This is a genomic window from Micromonospora sp. FIMYZ51 (assembly GCF_038246755.1).
Classification (GTDB): Bacteria; Actinomycetota; Actinomycetes; order Mycobacteriales; family Micromonosporaceae; genus Micromonospora.
The window spans coordinates 5,411,498-5,423,816 of sequence record NZ_CP134706.1; the positions used below are offsets into that span (position 1 = coordinate 5,411,498).

General features: G+C 72.8%; 12 protein-coding genes. 6 read left to right on the top strand and 6 right to left on the bottom strand.

What is annotated here, in order from left to right; all coding sequences use genetic code 11:
• Positions 1-57: 57 nt before the first annotated feature.
• Complete coding sequence (locus tag QQG74_RS24140) at positions 58-3,090, bottom strand: AAA family ATPase (protein WP_341717014.1); 3,033 nt, start codon at positions 3,088-3,090, stop codon at positions 58-60.
• Positions 3,087-3,227 carry a hypothetical protein gene (locus QQG74_RS24145; protein WP_341717015.1) on the bottom strand — a complete coding sequence of 47 codons (141 nt, stop codon included), beginning with the start codon at positions 3,225-3,227 and terminating at the stop codon, positions 3,087-3,089. Before QQG74_RS24145 ends, QQG74_RS24140 begins: the two co-directional genes overlap by 4 nt.
• A 207-nt stretch (positions 3,228-3,434) precedes the next feature.
• On the opposite strand from QQG74_RS24145, the gene QQG74_RS24150 reads away from it, so the two are divergent.
• Complete coding sequence (locus QQG74_RS24150; RefSeq protein ID WP_341717016.1) at positions 3,435-4,124, top strand: DUF4191 domain-containing protein; 690 nt, start codon at positions 3,435-3,437, stop codon at positions 4,122-4,124.
• Between the two features lie 17 nt (positions 4,125-4,141).
• Here QQG74_RS24150 and QQG74_RS24155 read toward each other — a convergent pair whose 3' ends face one another.
• Positions 4,142-4,504 carry an RDD family protein gene (locus QQG74_RS24155; protein ID WP_341721349.1) on the bottom strand — a complete coding sequence of 121 codons (363 nt, stop codon included), beginning with the start codon at positions 4,502-4,504 and terminating at the stop codon, positions 4,142-4,144.
• Positions 4,505-4,776: 272 nt separating this feature from the next.
• Between QQG74_RS24155 and glnA the strand changes: the two genes are divergently transcribed.
• Positions 4,777-6,201: a type I glutamate--ammonia ligase gene (gene glnA / locus QQG74_RS24160; protein ID WP_341717017.1), complete on the top strand. Its 1,425-nt coding sequence runs from the start codon at positions 4,777-4,779 to the stop codon at positions 6,199-6,201.
• Between the two features lie 138 nt (positions 6,202-6,339).
• Here glnA and QQG74_RS24165 read toward each other — a convergent pair whose 3' ends face one another.
• Positions 6,340-6,933, bottom strand: coding sequence for a TetR/AcrR family transcriptional regulator (locus QQG74_RS24165; protein ID WP_341717018.1), 594 nt, complete (start codon positions 6,931-6,933; stop codon positions 6,340-6,342).
• Between the two features lie 92 nt (positions 6,934-7,025).
• Here QQG74_RS24165 and QQG74_RS24170 point away from each other — a divergent pair, with 92 nt between their 5' ends.
• The 4 genes from QQG74_RS24170 (at position 7,026) to QQG74_RS24185 (ending at position 9,287) form a co-directional block, all read left to right on the top strand.
• A complete protein-coding gene (locus QQG74_RS24170; protein WP_341717019.1) occupies positions 7,026-7,202 on the top strand; it encodes a hypothetical protein in 177 nt (58 codons plus the stop codon).
• The gene (locus QQG74_RS24175) at positions 7,199-7,888 is read left to right on the top strand and encodes an SGNH/GDSL hydrolase family protein (protein ID WP_341717020.1); all 690 of its coding nucleotides are present in this window, start codon (positions 7,199-7,201) and stop codon (positions 7,886-7,888) included. Before QQG74_RS24170 ends, QQG74_RS24175 begins: the two co-directional genes overlap by 4 nt.
• Before the next feature lie 62 nt (positions 7,889-7,950).
• Positions 7,951-8,310, top strand: a complete 360-nt coding sequence (locus QQG74_RS24180; protein WP_341717021.1) for a PadR family transcriptional regulator — start codon at positions 7,951-7,953, stop codon at positions 8,308-8,310.
• Complete coding sequence (locus tag QQG74_RS24185) at positions 8,307-9,287, top strand: hypothetical protein (RefSeq protein WP_341717022.1); 981 nt, start codon at positions 8,307-8,309, stop codon at positions 9,285-9,287. Before QQG74_RS24180 ends, QQG74_RS24185 begins: the two co-directional genes overlap by 4 nt.
• A 19-nt stretch (positions 9,288-9,306) precedes the next feature.
• Here the strand turns inward: QQG74_RS24185 and mptB (QQG74_RS24190) are convergent, their stop codons facing one another.
• Both mptB (QQG74_RS24190) and mptB (QQG74_RS24195) read right to left on the bottom strand, forming a co-directional pair.
• Positions 9,307-10,851, bottom strand: coding sequence for a polyprenol phosphomannose-dependent alpha 1,6 mannosyltransferase MptB (gene mptB, locus QQG74_RS24190; RefSeq protein WP_341717023.1), 1,545 nt, complete (start codon positions 10,849-10,851; stop codon positions 9,307-9,309).
• Positions 10,852-10,891: 40 nt separating this feature from the next.
• Positions 10,892-12,292: a polyprenol phosphomannose-dependent alpha 1,6 mannosyltransferase MptB gene (mptB, locus tag QQG74_RS24195; protein ID WP_341717024.1), complete on the bottom strand. Its 1,401-nt coding sequence runs from the start codon at positions 12,290-12,292 to the stop codon at positions 10,892-10,894.
• Positions 12,293-12,319: the final 27 nt, after the last annotated feature.

Genomic DNA, 12,319 nt, shown 5'->3' on the forward strand with positions numbered 1-12,319 from the left:
CCGGGGTCCGACCTCCGTCGGGCCGGGTCGGACCGCCCCGGCTGGGGCGGGCCTGCGTCAGGCCGGGTCGGACAGCAGGTTGAGGCGGTGCGCCACGGCAGCCGCCTCGACCCGGTTGGTCACGTCGAGCTTGGCGATGATCCGGGAGACGTGCACGCTTGCCGTCTTCGGTGAGATGAAGAGCTGCTCCGCGATCCGGCTGTTGCTGTGCCCCTCGGCGACCAGCCGCAGCACCTCCCGCTCGCGCTCGGTCAGCAGGTCCGGGCCCGATCCGGCCCGGCCCGCGCCGCGCAGGCCGATCCGGCGGGCCAGCGTGGCGGCCTGCTCCGCAAGCAGCGTCGCACCGAGCCCGTCGGCGAGCGCCGCGGCCTCGCGTACCGCCGCCGCCACCTCGTCGCGCGCTCCCGCGCCGGCCGCCACCTCGGCGAGGACCAGCAGCGTCCGGGCGAGCCCGGCGGGCTGGCCGGCGGTACGCCACGCCGCGACCGCGACCCGCCAGGCGGCGAGCGGATCGTCGCCGGCAGCCACCGTGGCGGTCACCTCGGCGGCGTACGCCCGTTCGGCGGGAAACCGGACCGGGACGCTGCCGGCCAGCGCGGCCACCGCCGCGGTGAGCTGGTCGTCGGCGAACTGCCGGACGACCTGGGCCTGGGCGGCGACGACCGGCCAGCCGTAGCGGGGGTAGGCGACGATCGCCGAATCGGCCAGGCTCGCCGTCACGGCACGTAGCGCCTCTTCCCGGTCGTCGGCGGCGAGCGCCGCCGCGAGCCGCAACTCCACAAGCGGCAGCCGGTTGTGCGGGTGCAGGTACGGCTTGTTGAGGAAGGCGAGGGCCCGACCCACCGTCTCGTCGGCACCGGGATGTCCCTGCGCCAGCCGCAGCCCGGCACGTAGTTGCAGCCAGTGCAGCCCGCTGACGCCGGGCGGGTCGAGCCGGGCCGCCTCGGCGCACACCTGGTCGGCCTCCGCCCAACGGCCAAGCGCCAGCAGCGCCTCGGCCCGGTTGGAGAGCAGGTACGCGCCGGTGGAGCGGGTGATCCCGACCCGACGCGCCTCGGTCATCCCGTCGGCGGCGGCCTGCGCGGACTCCTCGTACCGGCCCAGCTCGAAGAGCACGTCGGAGATGTGCACAAGCGCGCTGACCAGCGTCGGCACCTCACCGGCGGCACGGGCCAACGCCGCGCAGCGGCGCAGTTCGGCCAGCCCGAGGTCGGACGCGCCCTCGCGCCTGCGCAGCACCGCGAGGCGTACCGGCAACAGCGCGCCGTCGATCCCGGCGGCCTGGGTCGCCGCCACCACCTCGGCCGCGATCCGGGCCCCGTCGGCATGGTCGATCCGGGCCAGGTGGTCGGCGATCTCGGCGAGCAGCCGCAGCCGCTCCGGACCGTCCGGCACCCCGGACACCAGCCGGTACGCCTCGCGCAGCTCGGTGGCGCCGTCGCTCTTGCCGAGCATCGCCAGCATCCGGCCGAGCCGGTCCAGCAGCCGCGCCGCGCGCAGCGGCTGTGCCTCGGTGTCCACCTCGGCCAGGGCGGCCCGGGTCAGGGTCAACGCCCGGTGGTAGTCACCTGCGGTGGTCGCCGCGGTGAGCGTCTCCTCCAGCAGGGCCAGGTGGTCCATGCCGAGCCGGTCGGCCGCGTCCGGGACCAGCTCCCACAGCTCCAGCACCCGTTCCAGCAGCCGGCTCTGCTCGGCGTACGCGTAGCGGTCGGCCGCGTCGCAGGCCGCCGCACGGGCCGCGACCAGGGCGCGCGGATGGTCGTGCGCGGCGTACCAGTGATGGGCGATCTCGGCCGGGGCCCGGCCGGCGGCGACGAGGTGTGGCTGGGCCTCGACGGCGGCGGCGAACCGGGCGTGCAGCCGGGCATGCTCGCCGGGCAGCAGTTCGTCGTGCACCGCCTCGCGGACCAGCGCGTGCCGGAACTCGTAGTCGCCGTCCGGGTCGACCACCAGCAGCTGGGCGGCGACGGCGGCCCGCAGCGCGTCGTCCAGTTCCGGCTCGGGCAGCCCGGCCACCTCGGCGAGCAACTGATGGGCCAGGCGGATGCCACCGGCCGCGGCGATCCGCAGCACCCGCTGGGCCGACTCGGGCAGCCGGTCGACCCGGGCCAACAGCAGGTCGCGCAGGGTGTCCGGCAGCACAGCACAGCCGATCGGGCCGCCGGCGGCAGCCAGTTCCTCGATGAACAGCGGATTGCCCTGGGTGCGGTCGTGGATGTCGTCGACGGCGCGGGCGGTCGGTTCGGCGCCCAGCAGCCCGGCGAGTACCGCCCCGGTGCCGTCCCGATCCAGCCGGCCCAGCTCGATCCGGTCCACGCCCCGGACCCGGTCCAGCTCGGCCAGGAACGGGCGGAGCGGGTGGCCCCGGTGCAACTCGTCGGTCCGGTAGGTGCAGACCAGCAGGAGCCGTCCGGTGCGGGCGGCCCGCACCAGGAAACCGATCAGGTCGCGGGTCGACCGGTCGGCCCAGTGCAGGTCCTCGACCACCAGCACCAGCGGTTGTTCGGCGGCGAGCCGGTCGAACAGCTCGGCGACCAGGTCGAAGAGGTAGCCACGGGGAGCGTCCGAGGGCGGTCCGGCCGCCGGTGCGGTGCCGCCGCTCGGTATCCGGGCCAGCTCCGGCAGCAGGCGGGCGAACTCGGCCTCGTACCCGGCGAAGACGGCGGCGCCGTCGGTGCGCAACACCCTGCGCAGCGCGGCGGCGAACGGGGCGAAGGGCAGGCCGGCCTCGCCGAGTTCGAGGCACTGGCCGACCAGCAGGCGGGCCCGGTCGCCGATCGTCGCGCCGAACTCCTCCAGCAGCCGGGTCTTGCCCACCCCGGCCTCGCCGCCGATCAGGAGGGTGCCCGGCTCGCCAGCGCGGGCACCGTCGAGCGCGTCGCTCAACTGCGCCATCTCGCGCTGTCGGCCGACCAGGACGGTGCTGGTGGTACGGGCGGTCACGGCACCGAGCATGCCACGCCCCCCGGTGCGACCGCCTGCTCCATTCTCGCCGGGCTCGGCGGGCCGGCTGAGCCAGCCGCCGTGCGCGGCGAGCCGGCTGAGCCAGCCGCCGTGCGCGGCGGCGGGTGTGCCAGCCGTCGGGTTCATCGACGGCGGGTCAACCAGCCGCGTGCCGAACGCCGGGGCAGGGTGCGGGCCAGCCGCTCCCGGGCCGCCTCGGCGCGCAGGTCAGCGGCGTGCGTACGGTGGACGGCGAGGTAGAACTCCGAGTCGGTGCTGAACATGTCGGGCTCCTTCGGTCGTGGTCAACTGCCCGACTCTGACGATCCTCGGGAAGGTGGCACCGGAGCATCGGTGCGCCGCCTGATCTGTGCCCGCCAGCCTCCTTACCTGCCGGCATCAATCGCGCTGGCGGGGACGTAAGGTACTCAGTCGGGCCGGGCACCGGGCGCGGATCAACGTCGCGGCGGTCGACCACTAGACTCGATGCCATGGCAAAGCCCCAGGAGAAGGTCTCGTTCGGCCAGCGGCTGAAGCAGATCGGGTTGGTCTTCCGGTTCACCGCCCGGCAGGACAAGTGGTTCGCACCACTGGCCGCTGGTGCGGTGCTGATCCCGCTCGCGCTGACCGTGGTCGCGGTGCTGCGCTGGGGCTGGCTGTGGTTGCCGCTGGGCATCCTGTTCGCCCTGCTCTGCCTGCTTATCGTGCTCAACCTCCGGTCCAACCGGGCGATGATGAACGCCGCCGAGGGCCAGCCGGGTGCTGCCGCGCAGATCATCGAGAGCATGCGGGGTGACTGGCGGGTCCGGCCCGCGGTCAGCTCGACCACCCAGATGGACATGGTGCACCTGGTCATCGGCCGGCCGGGCGTGATCCTGCTGGCCGAGGGAAACCCACAGCGGATCCGTGGCCTGCTCGGCCAGGAGAAGCGCCGGCTGGCCAAGGTGATCGGCAACGCCCCGCTCTACGACTACGTGATCGGTCAGGACGAGGACGAGCTGCCGATCCGCAAGCTGCGGATGACGCTGATGCGGCTGCCGCGCAACCTGAGCGGCAAGGACGTCAACGCCCTCGACAAGCGGCTCAAGGCGCTTACGGCCCGGCCGCAGATGCCCAAGGGCGCCGTCCCGAAGAACCTGCGCCCGCCGCGCGGTGCCTTCCGCCAGATGCGCGGCCGCTGACCCATCCCGGCGGGCGGTCAGCGGGTGGCCGGCGTGACGACCGAGCCGGCCAGGCGGTCGTGCAGGCCCCGACGGTGCTGGTCCATCAGCAGGACCGGCACGACGAGCGCCAGGAGCACGCCGCGCAGCAGGCCCCGGAGCACCCCGATCCGGCCGCCGTCGGTCCAGTCGACGCAGCGGATCCGGGTCAGGTACATGCCGGGGGTCTGCGCGAACAGGCCGAGGAAGATGGCGTACTCCACGATCAGCACGACGACCGGCGCCCAGGCGTCCCGGGCCGGGCTGGCGAACAGGCCCGCCGCGAGCAGGCAGAGCACCCAGTCGATGACCAGCGCGCCGAATCGTCGGCCCAGGTCGGCCGGGGTGAAGGCGGGGTCCACGGCAGGGGGCGTCGGGTGGCGCGGCTGGCTGGTCACAGCGGACAAGCCTAGTCAGACCAACGCGCAGCGCCGAAAGGGACCAATGGCACCAAGTGTTACTACACTGGCCGGGTCGGACCCGTCCCTCGGCCCGCTCGGTCCCGGTTGGCCAGCGAAAGTGACCCTGCGCGAGGGACGTAACACGGCAGAAACACTGGAGACATGGCCGGGCAACCGCACGGCCATAGCGTCGCCAGGAGCCTAGCTACCCCGTGGACGTGCCAGGAGGACGAGTGTTCGCCAATCCCGAGGAACTCCTGCGTTACCTCAAGAATGAGGACGTGAAGTTCGTCGACGTACGTTTCTGTGACCTGCCCGGCGTGATGCAGCACTTCAACCTGCCGGTGGAGTCCGTCGACGATGATCTCTTCACCAACGGTCTCGCCTTCGACGGTTCGTCGATCCGGGGCTTTCAGGCGATTCACGAGTCGGACATGCTCCTGCTCCCGGACGTCGCGACCGCCTTCATCGACCCGTTCCGCGCGCAGAAGACCCTCGCGCTGAACTTCTTCATCCACGACCCGTTCACCCGGGAGGCGTACAGCCGCGACCCGCGTAACGTGGCGAAGAAGGCCGAGGCGTACCTGGCGGCCAGCGGCATCGCCGACACCGCCTACTTCGGTGCCGAGGCGGAGTTCTACATCTTCGACTCGATCCGCCACGAGACCTCGGCGCACCAGTCGTTCTACTACATCGACTCGATCGAGGGCGCCTGGAACACCGGCCGCGAGGAAGAGGGCGGCAACCGCGGTTACAAGACCGCGTACAAGGGCGGCTACTTCCCGGTGCCGCCGGTCGACCACTACGCCGACCTGCGGGACAGCATCGTGCGCCGGCTGGTCGACACCGGCTTCACGGTGGAACGGTCGCACCACGAGGTCGGCACCGCCGGCCAGGCGGAAATCAACTACAAGTTCTCCACCCTGCTGCACGCCGCCGACCAGCTCCAGCTCTTCAAGTACATCGTGAAGAACGAGGCCTGGGCCAACGGCAAGACCGCCACCTTCATGCCGAAGCCGCTCTTCGGCGACAACGGCTCCGGCATGCACACCCACCAGAGCCTCTGGCTGGGCGGCGAGCCGCTGTTCTACGACGAGACCGGTTACGCCGGCCTCTCGGACACCGCCCGCTGGTACATCGGTGGCCTGCTGCACCACGCGCCGTCGCTGCTGGCCTTCACCAACCCGACGGTCAACTCGTACCGTCGCCTGGTGCCGGGCTTCGAGGCGCCGGTCAACCTGGTCTACTCGCAGCGCAACCGCTCCGCCTGCACCCGCATCCCGGTCACCGGCAGCAACCCGAAGGCCAAGCGGGTCGAGTTCCGGGTGCCGGACCCGTCGGCAAACGTCTACCTCGCCTTCTCGGCGATGATGATGGCCGGTCTGGACGGCATCAAGAGCAAGATCGAGCCGCCGGCCCCGATCGACAAGGACCTCTACGACCTCCCGCCGGAGGAGTGGGGCGACGTCAAGCAGGTGCCGGGCTCGCTGCCCGAGGTGCTCAACGCGCTGGAGGCCGACCACGACTACCTGCTCGACGGTGGCGTCTTCACCCCCGATCTGATCTCCACCTGGGTGGACTGGAAGCGGGCCAACGAGGTCGACCCGGTGCGTCTGCGCCCGACCCCGCACGAGTTCGCGATGTACTACGACTGCTGAGTGAAGATCAAGGCTCTGACCTGAACCCACAGGATCACCACTGACCCTGGGCACAGGTTGGGTACAACCTCACGGACGGCGGTCATGCCCGGCTCCCAGCCGGGCATGACCGCCGTTTCTGGTTGACCGGGCGCGCCGTCAGGGCTTGCGTGCCGCCGTTTCGGCCGCCGCGGATCGGGGCGCGCGATCGAACAACAGGTCGACCGCACGCTGCGCAACTTCACTCCGGGTGCGCTGCTCGTGATCGGCGGCCAGGAAGTGCACGCCAATCGCCATGCAGAAGGCGAGCAGGGCGCGGGCCTCGATCTCCTCCGGGTCCGAATAGAAGGCGCCGATCATCTGGCGCAGCAGCGCCATCCGCCGGTTGTCCACCGCGCGCAGCCGCTCGGCGACCGTCTCGTCGCGCCGGGCCCAGCTGCGGATCGCGAGGTCGATCGGCAGCAACCGGCTACCCGAGAAGGTGAGCACGCCGGCCCGCTGGATCTGGCTGCGCGGGTCGCCACCCTCACGCTGGACGCGCGCGATCACTTCGTCCGTGCTCTCGCGCTCCCACACGTCGAGCATCGCGCGGAGCAGCGCGTCACGGTCGTCGAAGAAGCCATAGAAACCGCCCTTGGTGACGCCGAGCCGCTTCGCGAGCACCTCGACCCGGACCGCCTCCGGGCCGCCCTCGGCCAAGACCAGCAGGCCCTCCTCGATCCACCTGTCGCGGGGCGTGCGGGTGACAGCCACTGCGTCTCACCTCGTCCTGTTGTGTACACCACCGTATATGTCCGCTACAGTAGCCATATACGGCACCGTATATAACGAATGGAGCTGCCCCCATGACCGTAGTTCTGTGGCGGGACCTGAGGGGCCTGCGGCTCAGCCGGACCGCGTCGGCGGACACCGTAGCCGGCTGGAAGATCAGCAAGCAGGGCGACGGATGGATCCGACTCGACGCTGCTTCCTGGTTCCTGGTCGTCCACGCCGCCGGTGACAGCGGGGTGTCGAGCCGATGACGGCATTGGACCGGCCGATCGCCACGATCCAGGGCTTGTGGCTCAAGGCCACCATCAAGATGGCCCCGCCGGCGGCCGGGCCGACCACCGGCACGGTCGGAACGTCCATGGCGCGCCAGCCCTTGCGCGTCGCCGTCCTCGGCGACTCCACTGCGGCCGGGTGTGGGGTCGACAACCACGACGAGAGTTTCACCGGGTGGCTCGCCCGTGAGTTGGCCTCGCGCACGCAGCGGCCCGTCCAGTGGCAGGTGGTCGGCCAGTTCGGCGCCACCGCGCGTCGGATCCGCTACCGGCTGCTGTCGCAGATCGGTGCGGAGTCCGATGCGGCTGTCCTCCTGGCCGGCGGCAACGACGTCATGGGCGGCCGGCACCCCAACGAGTGGGCCGCGGACCTGGCGGCCATCGTCGACGAACTGATCAAGCGCTCCGGCCACGTGATCGTGGCCGGCATCCCGCCGTTCGCACTGTTTCCGTCGGTCCCCCAGGCCCTCGGCCGGGTGCTTACCGCGCGTGCCGAGGCACTCGACGCGGTCTCGCGCGACATCTGCCGGACGCGCCCGTGCACCACCTGGGTCACGATCACCGAAATCCCGCCGCGGCATTTCTTCGCCACGGACCGATTCCATCTTTCGGCGGCCGGCTACCGGCGCTGGGCCCAGGTTGTCGCCGACCACATTCCGGTCTGACGCATCGCATTCGGTTCGCCGAGGGGGCAACCCAATACCTTCGCGTCCGATATATTCGGGGCGTGGACACACCGTTGCGCGAACCCACGTTCCTCATCCTCACCGCACTGGCCCGCGAGCCGATGCACGGCTACGCGATCATCGGCGAGGTCGCCGCCCTCTCCGCCGGGCGGCTCGCGCTGCGGCCTGGCACCCTCTACGGCGCGCTGGACCGGCTCACCGACGCGGGCCTGGTGGAACTCGACCGGGAGGAGACCGTCGACGGGCGGTTGCGCCGCTACTACCGCCTCTCCGCGACCGGGGACGCCACCCTCACCGCCGAGACCGAGCGGCTGCGGCGCAACGTCGAGGCGGCCAGCGCCCGGCTACGCGCCCGCCAGGTCCGGTTGGTGAACCCGGGTACCGCCGGAGGGCTGGCATGACCGGGCTGGAGCGCGGCTACCGGCGGCTGCTGTGGGCGTACCCGGCGGACTACCGCCGTGAGCGCGGCGACGAGATCGTCGGGACGTACCTCGACCTGGCCGGACCGGGGCGCCGCCGGCCCTCCCTCGCGGACGCCACGGACCTCGTGCGCGGCGGCCTCCGCCAGCGGCTGCGGGCCGCCGGTGCTCCCGACCTGATTCCCGGGGTACGCCTCGCCGGCCTGCTCGCGCTGACCACCGCCGCTTTCCTCGCCGGCTTCTGGCTGCTCGCCGAGCGACACCTACCGCCCGCCGACGCGGGTGTGCACGTGTTCGGCCCGTTCGTCTCGGTCGGCATCGTCGCCTGGTGCGCCTGGCTGGTCGCCGCGCTGCTCGCCGCCGTGGCACCGGGCCGGCCCACCCGCGCGGCGATCGCCGTGGCGCTGCTGGTGACCGCGGTGCTGCCGGCGGCGAGTCTGATCGCCGGTGTGCCCCGGCCACCACTGCTGGTGCTGGCCCCGCAGGTCGCCCTCGGCGTGCTGACGCTCCTGATCGCCGACCACCTGCCGCCGTCGGCCCGGGCCCTGCCGATCGCTGCGGCAGTGGTGGGCGCCGGCGTCTCCTACGTGATGGGCTTCGGTTCGTACTGGGGCGCCTACCGGGGCGGCAGCGAGGAGTTCCTGCCGGCCACCGGCACGGTGCTGCTGGTGGTCGCCCTGCTGCTCGCGGTCGGGTTGGGCATGCGCCGGGACGCGCGGGGCGGCTGGGCCGTGCTGGCCCTGCTCACCCCGGTCGGCCTGCTCAACGCGCACATCCTGGCCGGCGCGGTGGACGGCCTCGCCAGCGGCGCCCCGCGCCCCACCTACCCGACCCTGGTAGCCACCGGGATCGCCGTCGGTCTGATCGGGCCGGCCCTGTTGCCGGTCGCCGTCGCCCTGCGCCGCCGGCTGGGCAGCCCACCCGCCGAACCCTGCCCGACCTGCGGCGCACGCCGCTGAGCAATCACCGGTCGGAGTCTCACCCGGCCACCCCGGCCGGTGGGCGGAGAGAGCGGAGCAGGCGGGACGGGCGACGCAGTGCCCAGAGCACGGCAGCCAGCACCAGCATCGTCATCGCCACCGCGCCGGGTGCCTTCACCAGCCGGGCCAGGTTGGTGCCGTCCGGCAGGGCGAGGAAGGACGCCGCCGCACACGGCAGCACGAACCAGGTGGTCCGGTGCACCGCCACCGCGAGCACCGCCAGCGGCCAGATCGCGTACCAGGGATGGAAAACCGGCGCGAGCACCACCGTGGCAGCCAGCGCCAACCCCGCCCCGACCAGCCCCACCCTCGCCGAATCGATCCTGGGGACGCCGGTCGCGCCTGGGTCACCGCGCAGTTCCGCCCAGGCACGCCCCCAGAGGAGCAGCAGGAACGCGGCCAGCAGCAGCAGGCCGACGACCCGGGCCACGGGTACCGCGTCGGGCTGCCGGCCGATCAGGTCACCGGCATAGTCGACGACCATGCCGACCGCGGTGGGCGGCGAGGTCCACTGCACGGTGTCGCCGCTGTGGCCCAGTCCGGCAAGCCACCCCGGCCCGAGACCGGCGAGCAACGAGGAGAGCACCAATCCGCCGAGCGCCCCGACGACGAGCGGGCCACCGTAGCGCAGTAACGCCGGCAGGGTTGGTCGACCGGGCACGGCGAGCAGTGCCGCGAACGGCAGCACCACCACGGCGGTGGCCTTCACCGACACCGCCAGCCCGAGCAGCACCCCGGCACCCAGTAACCACCCGACGGCCGTCATCGCGCCCGCCACCCGCACCGCAGCCGGCCCATCCGATCCCGCCACCCGCACCGCGCCCGGCCCGCCTGGTCGGCGGAGCAGGAGCAGCAGGGCGGGCAGGAGCAGGCCGAGCAGCACCGCGTCGTTGTGCGCGCCGGCCACCAGGTGCACGCCGACCAGTGGACAGGCCAGCAGCAGCCAGACCGCCCGCCGGGGCGGCACGCCCGCCGCCCGGGCCAGGCCGGGCAGGCAGGCCGCCGCGGCCAGCAACCCGGCCACCGCCAGCAACCGCAACAGCAGCACCGTGCCGGCCAGGCCACCACCGATCAGCACGGCCAACGCGGCGAGCAGCACGAAGAACGGACCGTACGGTGCCGGGGTGTCCCGCCACACCGGCGCGACCGCCGCCAGCCAGGGGCAGCTGGCCGCGCCCACCCCGGTGGCGTACGGGTCGCCGCCGTCGGCGTACACCCAGCCCTGGCAGGCGTACGAGTAGACGTCCCGGCTGCCGAGTGGGGCGGTGACCAGCAGGGGCAACGCCCACAGCCCGGCGGTGACGTACGCCCACCGGGTCGACGGGGCACCGCCGCGCAGCGCCCACCAGGCACCGACCATGGCGGCGGTGCCGAGCAGCCACAGCGCCACGGCCAGCGGACCGTTGCCGGGGCTCGACGTGGTGGTGGCCGGCAGCGCGCCGCCGAGACGTCCGGCGACCGCGAGCAGCAGCGCGCCGGCCAGTCCGGTGTAGCGCAGGGCCCGATCGCGGCCGGTGGGGCGGGCGGCGCCGGGCTCGGTCACCGGCGTACCTCTCCTCGAACGGCGGGAACCGGGCGGGTCCTCAGTCGGCGGGAACCGGGCGACGGGCCGCCCGAGCCGACCGTACCAAGCGAACGGCCACCACGATCACGAACAGCGTCATCAGCGGCGCACCCACCGTCTTGGTGTACCGGGGCAGCCCGGTGCCGTCGGCCAGCACGTGGAAGGCGGAGAAGACGGTCACCGCGCTGAACCACCAGGTGCGGTGGGCGGTGGCGGCGAGCACGGCCAGCGGCCAGAACCAGTACCACGGGTGGTACAGCGGAGCCAACGCCACCGTCGCGGTAAGCGCCAGCCCGGCGTGCCAGAGCGGTTCGCGGTGCCGGGCCCGGAACCAGAGCCAGACCAGCACCGCCGCCAGCACCACCACGGCGATTGCCCGGGTCACCGGCAGCGCGTCGACGTGCAGGCCGAACGGCACCGCCAGATAACCGATGGTCTGCCCGATCGCGGTCGGCGGCGAGGTCCAGGCGATCACCTCGTTGCCGTGCGACAGGCCGGTGATCCAACCGAAGTCCAGCCCGGCCGCGGCGGTCACCCCGAGCAGCGTGGCGACCGTCCCGGCGACCACCGGCGTACCGTCGCGCAGCAGTCCGCGCAGCGAGAAGCCGCCAGCGATCGCAGCGAGCGCCGCGAACGGGACCACCACAAGCGCGGTCACCTTGATCCCGGCGGCCAGGCCGAGCACCACTCCGCCGGCCAGCAGCGGCCAGCGCCGGCCCGGCCGGCTGACCACCACCGCCAGCCCGGCCACCAGCAGCCCGACCATCAGCGCATCGTTGTGCACCCCGGAGATCAGGTGCACCCCCACGATCGGGCTCGCCAGGGCCAGCCAGAGCGCCCGCTCGACGGGCACGCCACAACGCCGGGCCAGCACCGGCAGGCAGGCCGCGGTCAACACCACGCCGGCCACCGCGAGCACCCGGAACAGCGCGATGCTGCCGAGCAGCGAGCCGGTCGCGGCCACCACCGCACCCGAGAGCACCACGAAGAGCGGTCCGTACGGTGCCGGGGTGTCCCGCCAGATGTACGACATGGTGTCCAGCCAGGGGCATGGCAGGGTGGACACCCCGTACTCGTACGGGTTGATGCCGTTGGAGTAGCTGGCCCCCTGGCAGGCGTACGCGTAGGCGTCGCGGCTGCCCAGCGGCGGCGTGACCAGGAACGGCAGCAGCCACAGCCCGGCGGTGATCAGGGCCCACCGGGCCGACGGCACCCGGTCGCGCAGCACCCACCAGGCGACCGACATGGCTACCGTGCCGAAGAGCCACAACCCGATGATCAGCGGGCCGTTAGCGCCCTGCCAGATCCTCAGCGGAGTCGGCCGCAGGTCTCCGTCGGGCAGGGCGCCGCCGAGGAACGCGGCCACGGCGAGCATGACCGAGCCGGCGAGTCCGATCCAGCGCACGAGGTGATGGGGCACGCCGGACATGCTGCCAGTACCGTGATC